13 protein-coding genes are annotated in these 13847 nt (G+C 53.2%); 6 read left to right on the top strand and 7 right to left on the bottom strand.

All coding sequences use genetic code 11. The features are described 5' to 3' along the window. Positions 1–41: 41 nt before the first annotated feature. Positions 42–818, bottom strand: coding sequence for a PEP-CTERM sorting domain-containing protein (locus ACZA91_RS10705; RefSeq protein WP_463182314.1), 777 nt, complete (start codon positions 816–818; stop codon positions 42–44). A 302-nt stretch (positions 819–1120) separates the two neighbouring features. On the opposite strand from ACZA91_RS10705, the gene ACZA91_RS10700 reads away from it, so the two are divergent. Together ACZA91_RS10700 and ACZA91_RS10695 are read left to right on the top strand one after the other, a co-directional pair. Next, on the top strand, positions 1121–1636 hold the full coding sequence (locus ACZA91_RS10700; protein WP_370567705.1) for a DUF309 domain-containing protein: 516 nt from the start codon (positions 1121–1123) through the stop codon (positions 1634–1636). Between the two features lie 235 nt (positions 1637–1871). Then, positions 1872–4586 (top strand): chloride channel protein, encoded by a 2715-nt coding sequence (locus ACZA91_RS10695; protein WP_370567704.1) that lies wholly within the window; start codon positions 1872–1874, stop codon positions 4584–4586. A gap of 33 nt (positions 4587–4619) precedes the next feature. On the opposite strand, the gene ACZA91_RS10690 is transcribed toward ACZA91_RS10695, so the two are convergent. The 3 genes from ACZA91_RS10690 to coaE all read right to left on the bottom strand — a co-directional run bounded on the left by ACZA91_RS10690 (position 4620) and on the right by coaE (position 7044). Next, positions 4620–5069, bottom strand: a complete 450-nt coding sequence (locus ACZA91_RS10690; RefSeq protein WP_099534892.1) for a DUF3531 family protein — start codon at positions 5067–5069, stop codon at positions 4620–4622. Positions 5070–5362: 293 nt separating this feature from the next. Further along, positions 5363–6367, bottom strand: coding sequence for an arsenosugar biosynthesis radical SAM (seleno)protein ArsS (gene arsS / locus ACZA91_RS10685; protein ID WP_463182313.1), 1005 nt, complete (start codon positions 6365–6367; stop codon positions 5363–5365). Between the two features lie 89 nt (positions 6368–6456). Beyond that, positions 6457–7044 carry a dephospho-CoA kinase gene (gene coaE, locus ACZA91_RS10680; protein WP_463182312.1) on the bottom strand — a complete coding sequence of 196 codons (588 nt, stop codon included), beginning with the start codon at positions 7042–7044 and terminating at the stop codon, positions 6457–6459. A 140-nt stretch (positions 7045–7184) separates the two neighbouring features. Between coaE and ACZA91_RS10675 the strand changes: the two genes are divergently transcribed. Beyond that, positions 7185–7718, top strand: a complete 534-nt coding sequence (locus ACZA91_RS10675) for a pentapeptide repeat-containing protein (RefSeq protein WP_463182311.1) — start codon at positions 7185–7187, stop codon at positions 7716–7718. Between the two features lie 84 nt (positions 7719–7802). Here the strand turns inward: ACZA91_RS10675 and ACZA91_RS10670 are convergent, their stop codons facing one another. The 3 genes from ACZA91_RS10670 to ACZA91_RS10660 form a co-directional block, all read right to left on the bottom strand. Beyond that, positions 7803–8144, bottom strand: a complete 342-nt coding sequence (locus ACZA91_RS10670; RefSeq protein ID WP_099534888.1) for a hypothetical protein — start codon at positions 8142–8144, stop codon at positions 7803–7805. Positions 8145–8689: 545 nt separating this feature from the next. Continuing rightward, positions 8690–10072 (bottom strand): HhoA/HhoB/HtrA family serine endopeptidase, encoded by a 1383-nt coding sequence (locus ACZA91_RS10665; RefSeq protein ID WP_242030938.1) that lies wholly within the window; start codon positions 10070–10072, stop codon positions 8690–8692. 292 nt (positions 10073–10364) lie between these two features. Further along, positions 10365–10931 (bottom strand): DUF2808 domain-containing protein, encoded by a 567-nt coding sequence (locus ACZA91_RS10660; protein ID WP_099534887.1) that lies wholly within the window; start codon positions 10929–10931, stop codon positions 10365–10367. Between the two features lie 674 nt (positions 10932–11605). Here ACZA91_RS10660 and ACZA91_RS10655 point away from each other — a divergent pair. From ACZA91_RS10655 to ACZA91_RS10645, 3 genes are read left to right on the top strand one after another with little or no spacing between them, the layout of a single operon-like run. Then, positions 11606–12085 (top strand): CRR6 family NdhI maturation factor, encoded by a 480-nt coding sequence (locus tag ACZA91_RS10655; RefSeq protein WP_099534886.1) that lies wholly within the window; start codon positions 11606–11608, stop codon positions 12083–12085. A gap of 8 nt (positions 12086–12093) precedes the next feature. Continuing rightward, the gene (locus ACZA91_RS10650; RefSeq protein ID WP_190534450.1) at positions 12094–13104 is read left to right on the top strand and encodes a DNA-methyltransferase; all 1011 of its coding nucleotides are present in this window, start codon (positions 12094–12096) and stop codon (positions 13102–13104) included. A gap of 33 nt (positions 13105–13137) precedes the next feature. Beyond that, the gene (locus tag ACZA91_RS10645) at positions 13138–13824 is read left to right on the top strand and encodes a PaeR7I family type II restriction endonuclease (RefSeq protein ID WP_190534453.1); all 687 of its coding nucleotides are present in this window, start codon (positions 13138–13140) and stop codon (positions 13822–13824) included. The last annotated feature ends 23 nt before the right edge of the window (positions 13825–13847 follow it).

Here is a 13847-nt window from a genome sequence, read left to right as displayed (position 1 = left end):
TGAGCGTTGCAAGTAACTGGATCTTGGCTTTGGTTTGTGCACTAAGGATGCTTGGCAACTTCCACTTTCTGTGGGGGCTGACTTTTTGAACTAGCCCACAGTCCGAGGAGTGTAAATCCCAGCAATAGCGAGGGTTCAGGAGTTGACTGGGGAGTTTCCGGCTCAGGGGTAATCACTGGTTTGTCAGAGGCAACAATCGAGCCAGCCGCCAGCTCTCCATTATCCCCCACTTCAGCCAGGTATAGATAGAGTGGGTTGACAGTTTCAACGGCAGAGGTCAGATCAAAGCTGATCCGACCACCATCACCTAGGCTCAGAAAGCCTTGCCACCCTTCCCAGAAGTCAAATACCGCATCAAAGCTATTGAGCGTTGCTAGACCTTGATTGATCGTTGTTCCGATCGAGCCAAATAGGTTAGGTGCATCTTCTGGAGAACGTTGAGTGCCTGGAGAAAACAGGGTTTTGCTTGGAGAAAAGTCAAAGACATCCAAGCCACTCAGGTCAGTCACCGAAGAAGCATCATCAATCAGGGTACGGCTTAGACGGATTGCGTCTAAGTCAAAACCACTGTACTGTCCGGTTGCTCCACCCAGTCCAAAACTTCCATCTTGAATGGTCAAAGATTGCAGATCAAAGCCCAAACCAGAAAGATCTGCACGATAGATAGCTGTATACCCAAAGCCAGCCAAGCCATTTAACTTGGTGAAATTCAGGTTAATAGCGCCAGCTAGGGCAGGTGAACCGAGCCCAACGATCATCGTTGTGGCTACTGACGCTACCGAGCGAGTCAATACCGATCCCAATTGCATCGAATTCATAGGGGTCACCTTTTAAAGATGAGGTTATCCAGGAGATCCTGAAAGCGGCTGACCGATCCAGCACCGAGGTGACTTAATGTTGCTAAACGTCAGTTCCTCAAACTTGCTTACCCGGCCTACGATGTGATGGTGGCCACGAATGAGCAAGGGTTGATCCTGGGGCTGTCGAACTGGATCTGTGCTGTTCTTAAGAACTATCTTTTAGATGGAAAAATTTTGTGCAATTCTCGTTGGCGGGACTGGCGCACCTGCGGCATCCAAAGATCAGCCTAAAACGATCTTGAGACGATGACGATCGCCCTGTGGATCGATCGCGCCTTTTCATCCCTGACCCATTACCCAGCGCCATGATTGAGGAATCACAACCCAACACTCCGTTTTGGCAAGGAATTGAGGAATTTAATCGTGGGGAGTTTTATGCTTGCCACGACACGATCGAGGCATTATGGGTGGTGGCGAATGAGCCGGAGCGCACGTTTTATCAAGGGATTTTGCAAGTGGCGGTGGCGCTCCATCACCTCAGTAATTTGAATTGGCGTGGGGCTGCAATTTTGTTGGGTGAAGGGCTGAGCCGCTTAAATAAATATGACGATCACTACAGTGGAATTGATGTAAACCAGCTCATTGCCCAGGTGGCGGATGTTTTGCACTTTATTCAAGTAATGGGGCCCGATCGGGTAGAAACTGCCGCAATTGCCTTGGGATTACGAACTGGGTTGCTTCCTCTGGAGTCTGGAAATTTGGAATCATTTGCTCAGCCATCTTTGCCGCGTATTCTGCCGGCTGCCCAAGCCTGTTCGGGAGAAGAAACCCCGTAAAAAAAGGGACTTGGTAGCAAAATTTTGTCCACAATTCTCTAAATCTGTCCGATTGATCGGTAAGATTCAAAAACATCCCCATTGAAATTCAATCGGGCGAAATAGCAATCGAGTAGGACTTAAATACCCCTTGTAACGATTGTCGGTTGGCAGTGAGGCCATTGGCACTCGCCTCCTGACTGATCGGATCGTTCGGCGCGATCATGCTGCGTGATCGTTTTCAGGAAGCGCGTTTGTGGCAAACGACTGGTATCACCGCTACAACCCCTTTAGCGAGCAATGGCATCCCCTGCGGTGGGTACGCCCATTCATGCGTCCCAAGACCTTGGCCCTGCTGGAGTCTTGCACGATCGGGCTAATTGCTGGGTTGGCGGCCGTGTTGATGAAGTGGGGGGCGGCTTGGGTGGGAACCCAGCGGATCGCGATCGCCACCCGTAGCCCCTTGCCAGCCCTGGCGTTGGCGGCGGTGGGGGTGGTGGGTTGTTGGCTAGCTGGCTGGTTAGTGCAGCGCTTTTCGCCGGACGCTGGGGGTAGCGGCATTCCGCAGGTCAAGGCCAAGCTGGCCTTTGGGCCGATCCTGTTGGATTGGCGGGCTGTTTGGGTCAAATTATTGGCCACCACGCTCACCTTGGGGTCTGGGTTAACCCTGGGTCGCCAGGGGCCCACGGTGCATGTGGGCGCTTCCATCGCGGCCCAACTCAGTCGTTGGATTCCCACTTCGCCGGCCTATCGTCGCCAAACAATTGCTGCCGGGGCCGCGGCTGGTTTGGCGGCTGGGTTTAATGCCCCGATCGCGGGTGTGCTGTTTGCGGTGGAAGAGCTGCTGCATGATGTGTCGGGTTTGACCCTGGGGCCGGCTCTGTTGGCGGCCTTTGTGGGAGCGGTGGTGGCGCAGTCCTTGGGCGGTGATATTTTGCCCGTGAGCTTGAACCTATCGCGGGTGGCCACGGAATTTACGGCGCGGGATATTCCGGCCTATCTGTTGTTGGGTTTGTTGGCCGGTTGGTTGGGAGCCAATTTCAATCGGGGGGTGATTGCCAGTTTGGGTCTCTATCGCCGGTTGCAATGGGGGTTGCCGGAGCGGATGGCCCTAGCTGGTGGAATTACGGGCCTGGGTATGGCGATGTTGCCAGCGGCGTTTTGGAACTATAGCTGGCTGCGGGAAGATTTGGTGCTGGGGGGGACGGCTTGGCAGGGCGCGGCGATCGCCTTTGGGGCCCATTTCCTGTTGACTTTGGTGGCCTTTGGTTCCGGTGCGCCGGGGGGCTTGTTTGGCCCTTCGCTGATTTTGGGGGCCGCCTTGGGCAGTGTGGTGGGGGCCTTGGTGGGGGCCCACTCGATCGCCACCTATGCTCTGGCCGGGATGGGGGCATTTTTTGCGGCGGTGTCGCGAGTGCCAATCACGGCGATCGCGATTGTGTTTGAAATGGCGGCGGATTTTAACCTGGTGTTGCCGCTCACCATTGGTTCCACGGTGGCCTATTTGGTGGCCGATCGCCTGGATTCTGGTTCTTTATACGATCGACTGCTGGCCCTCAAGGGGTTGGAGTCGGAACCCATTCCCGATGTGGATTTGCTGGCGGATTTAACGGCCAAGGATGTGATGAATCATCCGGTGGAAACCCTGCGGGCCAGCCAAACCCTGGAAACGGCTCGCCAGCGGTTTGCCGATTCGCACCATCGCGGTTTTCCGGTGGTGGACGATCGGGGAAATTTGGTGGGCATTTTGACCCAATCGGACATCACGGATTTGGATGCCGAGGATTTGGCCGCCACCGATCGGGTGACGGCGGCCATGACTCCCCAGCCGATCGCGGTGCAAATTGACGATCGGCTGTCGGATATTCGCTTTTTGCTCAGTCGCTACAAACTGGGACGACTGCCCGTTTTGGAAGGGCAAAGGCTGGTGGGCATTGTCACGCGCAGCGATCTGTTGCGCGTTGAGTCCAAACGACTAGGAGGAGAAATTAATCCCCAGCAGCCACGCCGGCCCGCCTATGCCATCTATAAAACCCGGGGGCCGAACACGGGGCGATCGCGAATTTTGGTGCCAATCGCCAATCCAGCGGCGGCCTTGGGGCTGTTGCGGTTGGCGCTGGCCATTGCGCGCGATCGACAGGCGGAGGTGGAATGCTTGCATGTGATGTTGGTTCCTGTGGGTCAGTCCCCGGCGGAAACCTCGATCGATCCGGCGCTGGTGGCCCCCATGCGCAAACTGTTTGAACGGGCAACCCGTGCCGGTCGTCAATGGCGCATCTCCATCCATAGCCAAATTTGCTTGGCCCGGGATCCGGCCGAGGCCATTTTGGAAGTGATTCAACGGCGGCGAATCGACTTGGTGATTATGGGTTGGCAAGGGGCGATCGCCCGGCCGGGATTGCCAGTTTTTGGCGACTCGATCGCCCGGCTGTTGAACGATGCCCCCTGCGAAATCATGTTGGTGAAATGGGGAGAAGACCTGTTCAAACGGCCGCGAATCCGTCAGCAAGAGGCGGTGCAAGCCATGCTCAGTCTCGATCGCTGGTTAGTGCCGATTAGTGGTGGGCCCAATGTGGAGCGGGCCCTGAATCTGTTGCCGCCGCTGTTGGGCCTGACCCGATCGGCCGCCGTCACCCTCTGCCAAGTCGTGCCCAAGGTGGCCACCAGCGAGGAACCGGACTTCAGCGAATCGGCGGCGCAACCCTGGACGACCGATCTTTTGGATCAGGCCACCGCTCGCCTCACCAAAACCAGCCCCACTTCAGTCACGGCGCTGGCTCTCTGTGCGGATCAGGTGGCTGAAACCATTTTGCACTTGGCCGAAAGCCTAGATAGCCAAGTGATTGTGTTAGGAGCCAGCCGAGAAAGCCTACTCAAACAGGTCATTCATGGCAACTTGCCGGCCACGATCGCCCAGCAATTTCAAGGCACAATTTTAGTGGTTCGTGGCCCATTGACTGGCAATGATTAAGTGCTTGCTGCTGAATTAGCTGAATTAGCTGAATTAATTGAAATCCGAACTGGATTGGCGTTTGCTTTCATCAATCGGCCAATCTTCATCTTCACCACCGATGCTAATACGGCGAATTTCCAAAAATTCTCGACTCAGTTGAGCAAAGGCATTAATCAACACATCCAGGGCGATCGCGTCACTGGTTCCCAAGTCAAACCAACAACGGGCGCGGGTTCCTTCAAACTCCACCTCGCCCATGTTGTGCATCAGGGCCATCATCGATTGATCCAGTACTTCACTGTCATATTCCATATAGCTCAAGTCCAAGCCCACCTCTTGAACCTGCGCGTTTTCGGCATTGAATCCACCTAATTTCCCTAAGAAAAACCAGGAATCAAAAACCTCTTCAATGTACTGCTGCTCCATGCGCCCTGGAACGGTGTCCAGCTCCAGCCAAATCCAAACATTAAAGGGGTCAAATTCGCGAAATTGAATGTCCATGGAAAAGAGAGAGAAAGGGATGAATTGCCAATCACTGAATTGATTCGATCAGTCAAATGAATTCAATTCAATAGACCAACGCAATCACAAGCATTAACCAGCCGCTAATGCACTACAGCCTTTACTGAAAATAATTGGCACGCCATATTGCAGATGCCATGAGGCAACGGTTTGGTGGGCATTGCCCACCCTACAATCGGCTGTGCTTAGTTAGTGAGGTAAGGGCTGTCAGTTGACTGGATTGAACTGAATTGCATGGATGAACTCAACCGATCGAAATCAACGGGAGCTGCCTAAAGCAACGCGCCGCCACAACTGGAACCAGCGCCGGCCGTGCATCCGTAGCAGTGGCGATCGGTCTGAACCGTTTGGATTAAATCCAGGGAACCGGCTGCCAACAGATCCGCCAGGGTCAGCATTTTACCATCGGGCGATCGGGCTGGGATCTCCTCCATTTGGTTAAAGTCGCAATCGTAAAGATAGCCTCGATAGTCCACCGATAGCTGATCACGACACATCAACCCTGCCACGGTGTCGGCATTGAAATTTTGAGCCAAAAACTGACAATAATCGGCTTCCAGTTGGCGAGCTTGCAGGGCTAATTTAGTCCGCCCGATCGGGAGATTGGTGATGGTCAGCAAATGATTGAAATCAATGTTGTGATCAGCTTTTAAACGCTGACGATAGGCCACTTCCAAACCCGCTTGGGCCGGTGGCAGTGAAAAATTAGCCCCCGTGGGAACCGGCGGGTTATAAACCAAGTCGATTTGCAGTTTTGGATCTCGCCCATAGCCCCGCTGATTTAGGAGTTTGAGGGCGGCAATGGAGCGATCGAACACACCGCGTCCCCGTTGTCGATCGACATTTTCGGACAAATAACAAGGCAGCGAAGCCACGACTCGGACATGATAGTTTTGGAAAAAGTCCGGCAAATCTTCAAACCCATCCTCAAAGAAAATGGTTAAATTTGACCGAACAATCACTTCCTTTTTGGCAGCGGCCGCCGCTTGCACCAAAGCCCGAAAGCCGTCGTGCATTTCTGGTGCGCCGCCCGTTAAATCCACCGTTTGAATCTGTGGAAATTGCTGAATGATGGCAATTAACTGCTCACAGACTTCCGGGCTAATGGCTTCAGTGCGTTTTGGCCCCGCTTCCACATGGCAATGGGTGCAAGCCAGGTTACAGCGTTTGCCAAGGTTGATTTGCAACACACGAATGGTGCGCTTCGTTAGGCAAGTGCCAAGGGCTTCGGCAAAAGGACGCGGAGAATCAACGGTGGCAATCACAGGACTATGCATGAAACTTCTAGAACTTCCTAACGATCCAACTTGAAGCTTAGAACTTGAAGCTTGAATCTTGAACTTTGAATCTTGAAACTTGAAACTTGTTAACAACTTTCCCAGGCGTGATCCACTTGCTGAAATAGCTCCGGTAAAGTTCCCTGGTTGTGCAAAACCACGTCGGCCCGCGCCATTTTTTGTGCCAGTGGCCATTGGCTGTTGATGCGAGCTTTGGCCTGATCAACCGTCAAATGATTTCGGGCCATTAACCGGTGCAATTGCTGGGCTGGCTCACAACTAACCACCCAAATTTCCGTGACTAAATCGGTCATTTGGGCTTCAAATAGGAGGGGAATGGCTAAGACAATGCTGTTCGATCGCCCTTGATGAGCCGCAATTCCAGCCAACAAATGGGCCCGCACGATCGGGTGAATTTGGGCTTCTAACCATTGGCGCTCGGCCGGCTGCTGAAACACAATTTCGCCTAAGCGGGGTCGATCGAGCGAGCCATCAGCACCAATCACATCAGCACCAAACCGCTGGGCGATCGCTGGCAAAAGGGGTGACCCCGGTTCCACGGCCGATCGCGCCAACTGATCCGCATCCAACACCGGCAATCCATAGCGTTCTGCCAAATAGTCTGACACTGTGGTTTTGCCCGTGGCAATGCCGCCCGTAAGTCCAATGATTCGCACCTGGGCCCCCTGATTGATTCCGGGACTGAACTCCTACAATAATCGTAGGGATGGCATCCCGGTTTGTTGGGGCTGTTTGGCCTTGTCTCCTGTCTGCAATTCTGGTTCCATTTTTTCCCTGCCCCATTTTTTGCACCCCCATGTTGAAGGTTCACCGCGCGATCGGCATTGCTCTTGTGGGCGCTTGGTTGAGTAGCCCGGCCCTGCCGGTGCGAGCCTTCTCGGAAAATGATCTGCTGCGATTGCGACGCACCAACGAGTGCAGCGGTTGCGACCTCAGCGAAGCCGACCTGTCGGGCAACAGCTTCATTGGAGCGCGGTTGGTGGGGGTGAATTTATCAAAGGCGAAGTTGGCGAATACGGATTGGTCGGGGGCTGACTTCACGGGGGCGAATTTGGAGGGGGTTGACCTGTCGGGGGCCCGGTTGTTTGAGGCCAAGTTTCAGGCGACAAATCTAATCGGTGCAACCCTTTCCGGGGCTGATTTGACCAATGCCAATCTATTCCAGGCGTTTTTGCGTGGGGCCAAGCTCGATCGCGCCGTGTTGTTTTATGCCAACCTCAGGAACGCTGACCTGACCAACGCGGACTTAACCGGCGCAGATTTGACCCTAGCGGAACTGAACGGGGCTAAGTTGAGCGGGGCCCAACTGCCACCGGGTTTTCGACTTTAGGCCTGGGGCTAGCCAAGGCCCCGAGGCTGCCTTGGAACCTGGGCGCAAGCTGACCGACTTTGGCTTCATTCGGCTCTAGTTGGCTTAACTCAGCAGCGCCTCAAATTCCTGGCGCAACCCATCCGCATTGCCCAACCGCGACACCATTAAACTACCCTGGCCCGCGTCCGCAAGGCGATGTTTCCAAAAGGCGATCGCCTCAGCATTTTGCATCCAAAAATCCACCACCGTGGCGGAAATATCATTCCAAGACCAGTCATGCCGCCAAAGCACCGGTTCGATCGATTCCAAGGTGGCATCCAGCGTGCATTGAAAACTACCGATATATTCCACAGGGGGAGCGGGCGATCGCTCAATTAACTGTTGTTGCTCATGAAAAAAGTGCAGCACTGGAGACACACCCACAATTTCAAATGTGTAATCCATGGCAAACTCCCACAAATTTCAAAGGGCATTTCTGAAAAATAGAGGCGCAATCTTCTCCGAGCGCATGTCTCAAGGGCTGAGAAGGTGATTGCAAACGGTGAGGGTCATGAAATTGAATGAAAAGGGATTCGTTCTGATTCGTTCTGAGCTGTGAATGGGGGCTATGAATTGATTCTTGACTTTATGTATTAGCGCAAATTTTTTGAGCTTGGCAATGATTTTAGAAATTTATTGGCAAATGCAACAACCTTGTAAAAATCTCAAGTTATAAAAGACTCAATTGATACAAAAATTTCGTTTTATAGGCTGCAATCTGTTAGCACTCTCAGCTTTTTAGTGCTAATTGCTGAAGACTGACGCGATGTTCGATTGCCTGCCAGCTCATCAAAAATCGGCGTTGACCAAAAGCCAGGGATCGATCGACCCCTGGCGCTTGTTTTTTGAATTGGAACGAGCAATCAATTAGCGCACCATGGGCACACCATTGACGCACTATTGACGCACCATTGGCGCAGAAGGTGGATGGCGACGATCGGGGTTGAATCCTAGCGATCGTCCGCAAAATCCTGCATTTGTCCAGTGCGCACCGAGAGCTGTTGATTGCCACCCCGATCGCCCCGTCGCACAGTCATGGCCAGGGCCTGACCCACGCGGCGGCGTTCCACCAGTCCTTGCAACTGTTCCGCGCTGGTGACCCCCGTGCCATCAATTTGCACAATCACATCACCCCGCCGCAGGCCACCCCGGGCCGCAGGCGAATCGGGAATCACATTCACCACCAACACCCCCGACACTTCCGGCAGCATGATGGCGGCGTTGGGGTCGCTGTTGTTTTTGCGGGCCAAGTCGGGAGTCAAGGTGCGCATCTGAATGCCCAGGAACGGATGGGGCACGGCCTGACCCTTCGACAGCAAAGGCAAAATGCTCTTTACCTTGTTGATGGGAATGGCGAACCCAATCCCCATCGCGTCGGCACGGATGGCGGTGTTAATGCCAATCACCTCGCCCCGATCGTTCAGCAGCGGGCCGCCGGAGTTTCCGGGGTTGATGGCCGCGTCGGTTTGGATGAAGTCTAGGCGCTTGTCGGGAATGCCCACCTGCACGCTCGATCGCTTCAGGGTGCTGACAATGCCCAGGGTGACCGTGTTGTCCAGCCCCAACGGGTTCCCCACCGCGATCGCCCAATCGCCCACTTGCACCAAATCCGAATCGCCCAGGGGAGCCACCGGCAACCGTTCATCACCGGGGCTGATTTTCACCACCGCCAAATCGGTGACCTCATCGGCCCCCAGCACGCGCCCATCAAACTCTCGCCCATCCTTGAGGGTCACGGTCACGCGATCGGCCCGATTCACCACATGGGCATTGGTCAACAGCAGACCATCACTTTCAATAATGAAGCCGGAGCCTTGCCCCGCAATCCGTTGGCGCTGTTCTCGGGGCATTTGCCGAAAAAACTCATCCCCAAAGAAGCGCTCAAACAGCGGATCGTTAAAAAACGGGTCAACCCGCCGGGTCACGGTGCGTTCCGTGTCGATGCGCACCACGGCCGCACCCACCCGGTTCACAGCCGCCGTCACAAAACTGTTGCTGCGGGGAGCCGCCACCTCCGCCGGGCGCTGGGCCGTGGCGCTGTCATCCACCAGGGCAACGGCGGGGGCAATTGGGCCCCCCAGGGCGATCGCCCAGAGCAACACCGCCAGCCCGATCGCCCCGATCGCCCGTTGCCATGACGACGGTTGCCATGGTGACGATTGCAGTTGAGACCGTGGCGATGGTTGCGTTTGCCCGCCGAAAAATATTAAACCCAGGCGCTGTTTCAGGCGTTGTTTCAGGCGTTGTTTCAGGCGTTGTTTCAGGCGTTGTTTCAGGCGTTTCAGTGGGTTTTGTTGATGATTGGCCCCAAGTCCCATAACGCTAAATTCCATTGCGGTTGTTTGGTTCCAAATGTTCCAGATTTTCCAGAGCTTCCAGGCAATCCAGGTGATCCAGGTGATCCAGGTGATCCAGAGGCTTCAGGTGTTCTAGGTTTCTTGGCTTCCGGGTTGCTAGGGGTTCTGAGCACAAGTCCCTTGCGAACTGAATGCCAGCCCATATCGACATCAAGACATCAGGGGAGCCAGAAAGCGAAATCCGAAACAGACTCGCGCCCGCTTCGGATTCAAAATGGCTGGCAAGGGCGGGGCGATCGACTCCCCAGAACCATACCGGAGCTGAACGTTAGGTAATTTGAATCAGCCAGGTACCGATATAGCGCAGCAAGGGCGTGTCACCGGGGGTCAAAATCCGGCAGTTAAAGTAATACATCCCGCCCATGTCCGGGTTGCGCACATTGCTGAGCACCACCTCAAGCTGCTTACCCGAGGGAATCGGTTCCTTAGGATAAATCTCGATCGTGTAGTTTTCCGGATTCCAAACCACCCGATCTAGCTCAACCTTCTCGCCACCGTTCTTGTACCGCACATCAATGCGATCGGTGTCGAAACGTCCCTTGTAATAGTCGGGATAGTCGATCGCGATTTGGGCGATCGCCAGGTTCTGAGCCGGAATCCGCAACCGGTAGCGATCCCAGGAGCTTTCACGACCCCGATCGAGCCGGAAGCTCAGTTGACTTTCGCGACGGGGGCCACCAAAGAGCGTGAATCCAGGCAACTCCTGCGCCACCACTGCCGGCACAACTGCCAGGCTGCAACTCAGCGCGGCCAAGGCTGCCAAACCGCGACGCACCCAACGCTGCGACAGGGCACGCGGCTGACTCGAAGCCGGGGCAAAAGACTTAAAGGGCATGGATGGTGTCTCCCAATTGGAGCCAAACAAATGGAGCAATGAAGCGGCGATAAACCTTGGACATCGGGAATTTTCACCGCGAAAAGCTCACCGGGGCAACTCATCGAAAGCTTTCATTTTCAGAAGACTCACCGAAGAGTTTTGCCGAGGGAATTTGCTGGTGAAACGCTGTCGATCGCTGATGGTGACTGGGTTTTGGGCCCCATCCCCATAGGTATCGTTGATGATCACTGAGACAGCACAAAAATGGCCAAGATTTACCAATTTTCTAAACAAAGCGTATCAAAACTTTGACCGCTTGTGGGGAGCGCGATCGCCCCAACCCAAATCGCTCGCCAATTGTCGCGCCAAGCGGCGCTCAAAGAGAGGCTCCGAAAGAGGCTCAAAGAAGTACTCAAATTCAAGGCTCAAATTTAAGGCTCAAACTTAAGGAGCGCTCAAATTCAGGGGGTGCTCACGGGTTCTCGATCCTGCACTGACGCGAGTTCGCCCCCAATCCCATGGGCCATTAGCTGCCATTGGGCCAACGATTAGCAGTCCTGTGGCTCCGGTTTGCCAAAAGGGCCCACCCCCGCGCGACACTAACGAAAGGCAAATTGCACCATGGTCGGGCCCCAACCCCGCGCCACTTGCTGTGATTTAGCCCTCAGAATTTGCACCGGGAGCAAAATGGCATGACAATTACCATTTCGATCGCAGCGGATCATCTCCAAACCCTAGACCTCAGCCCCATCCAACGGGCGATCGAGCCGCTCTTGGCCAGTGGCATTGCCGCCGCCGAACAACAAGTGCAACTCACCATTGACCTGCCCCGCGACCCCACCGACCCCCGCGAGCTGTCGGAAATTCCCGAAGTGCGGCTTTGGTTTCTGCGGGCAGACGCGGTTTATCCTTGGTTGCCCTTTGTTTTGGACTGGAAAGCAGGCGAACTCGGTCGTTATGCGGCCATGCTGGTTCCTCACCAATTCCATCCCACCGACGGAATTCAGTTCAATCCCGAAGCCTTGGAACTATTCGTGATGGGCAAGATTTTTGTATTAGCCAACTGGCTGAAAACCCAAGGAATTGGCACGCGATCGCGGCTTCAGGGCATGGCGCAAATGCTGGGCTACGACCTAGACGAGTCCTTCTTCGACTTGCTGGATTTGAGTTAGGTACTAACATGATCTCCGCTCCGGTCACCAGCCCTTTCAATGCCTTGGAAGAGCAGCCAAAACTAACTAGCACCTTGCTATCAGCCCTTGGCGATTTGAGTAATATTCAGACTGCCATTCCCAGAATTGCGAAAGACACTCGGCTCATGCAGCTCATCCAAGAGCAGGTTGCTGATTGGCCTAGTGAACATCATCTTCATCTGGGTGATGCCCGAACAAGCCTGAATCTTCCACCCGAAAGTGTCCATCTCATTCTGACTTCGCCGCCCTATTGGAACCTAAAGTCTTACAACTCAATTCAAGGACAAATGGGAGCAATTGACGATTATGATCAATTTATTCATGAACTCAATTTAGTTTGGGAGCAGTGCTTTCAACTACTCGCTCCCGGCGGTCGATTAATTTGCGTTGTGGGTGATGTTTGCTTATCTCGACGGAAAAATAACGGCCGCCATTCCGTATTTCCTCTTCATGCTTCCATTCAAGAAAGTTGCAGAGCAATTGGCTTCGATAATCTTTCTCCCATCATTTGGCACAAAATCGCCAATGCTTCCCTAGAATCAAAGGGAAATGGCACGGTTTTTATGGGTAAACCCTATGAACCCAACGGAATTATCAAAAACGATATTGAATTTGTTTTGATGCAGCGTAAGCCAGGGGGATATCGAAAAGTGAACTTAACAACTAAGTTGCTGAGTATTATTCCAGAAACAGATCACCGCACTTGGTTTCAACAGATCTGGAGTGACATTCCAGGTGCATCAACACGTCATCATCCAGCTCCTTATCCCCTAGAATTAGCCACAAGATTAATTAAAATGTTCTCGTTTGTGGGTGATGTGGTGCTTGATCCTTTTTCTGGCACAGGAACAACATCCCTCGCGGCTGCTCAGTGTGGACGCAATAGCATTGGTTATGAAATTGACCCCACATATCTAAAACAATCCTATGACCGTTTAGCCCAGGAGCTAACGAGCCTGTTCAGCAAAACTACGGTGATCCTGCATTCTGATTGCTAATCATTAAGACCTTAGTGTTTAAAAATAACTGAAATGCAAAATGTACTCCAAGATCTGGATACTAGGCTGGCGGTTGCTGTTCAACGGTTTTGGCAAATACGATCTGAGTCTGCTCAAGCAGTCCGTTCAGGAAAGCATCTTGATGATTTTCGTGAATTAGTTGCCAGCCTCTTAATCACGGCTGGCGTTGAGGAGAGTTGCATTTACTGGAAACAAGATACAGAGCTGCCAGGGTGGTTTCGCGCAGAAAAAAGTTGGGACTTATTAGTGATTATCAATCATCGGTTGGTTGCTGCGATTGAATTTAAATCCCAGGTTGGGTCTTTTGGGAATAATTTTAACAACCGAACTGAAGAAGCATTGGGTAGTGCAACTGATCTATGGAATGCCTACGAAAAAGGGGCATTCTATCCTTCACCGCGTCCCTGGTTAGGCTATTTTCTTTTGCTTGAAGATGCTGAAGCTGCTCATCGACAAGTTTCAATCAAGGAGCCTCATTTTTCAGTCTTTGAGGAATTTCAAGGTGCTTCCTATGTCGCTCGATATCAGCAACTACTCATCAAGCTAATCCGCTCTCGGTTGTATGATTCTGCTTGCTTTTTAACTGCTCCTCAAATGGGAACAGAATCAAAAATCTATGATCAGCCAGAGCCTGAATTGACGTTTCGAGGGTTTATGGTTTCACTGTTGGGACGAGTCATTGCAGCGCTGGAGCTTTGATTTTCATAAGTTTTCGATTCCAG

It is taken from the genome of Limnothrix sp. CMB-01, from assembly GCF_055193175.1.
The sequence above is the reverse complement of the archived record's forward strand: the minus strand, read 5'-3'. Positions and strand labels throughout refer to the sequence as shown.

Bases quoted from the DNA above. Each gene is read 5' to 3' on its own strand.
- ACZA91_RS10670 (WP_099534888.1), bottom strand. From the start codon at position 8,144: ATGGATTACACATTTGAAATTGTGGGTGTGTCTCCAGTGCTGCACTTT.
- ACZA91_RS10660 (WP_099534887.1), bottom strand. From the start codon at position 10,931: ATGCCCTTTAAGTCTTTTGCCCCGGCTTCGAGTCAGCCGCGTGCCCTG.
- ACZA91_RS10645 (WP_190534453.1), top strand. From the start codon at position 13,138: ATGCAAAATGTACTCCAAGATCTGGATACTAGGCTGGCGGTTGCTGTT.
- ACZA91_RS10655 (WP_099534886.1), top strand. From the start codon at position 11,606: ATGACAATTACCATTTCGATCGCAGCGGATCATCTCCAAACCCTAGAC.
- arsS (WP_463182313.1), bottom strand. From the start codon at position 6,367: ATGCATAGTCCTGTGATTGCCACCGTTGATTCTCCGCGTCCTTTTGCC.
- ACZA91_RS10705 (WP_463182314.1), bottom strand. From the start codon at position 818: ATGAATTCGATGCAATTGGGATCGGTATTGACTCGCTCGGTAGCGTCA.
- ACZA91_RS10650 (WP_190534450.1), top strand. From the start codon at position 12,094: ATGATCTCCGCTCCGGTCACCAGCCCTTTCAATGCCTTGGAAGAGCAG.
- ACZA91_RS10690 (WP_099534892.1), bottom strand. From the start codon at position 5,069: ATGGACATTCAATTTCGCGAATTTGACCCCTTTAATGTTTGGATTTGG.
- ACZA91_RS10675 (WP_463182311.1), top strand. From the start codon at position 7,185: ATGTTGAAGGTTCACCGCGCGATCGGCATTGCTCTTGTGGGCGCTTGG.
- ACZA91_RS10665 (WP_242030938.1), bottom strand. From the start codon at position 10,072: ATGGAATTTAGCGTTATGGGACTTGGGGCCAATCATCAACAAAACCCA.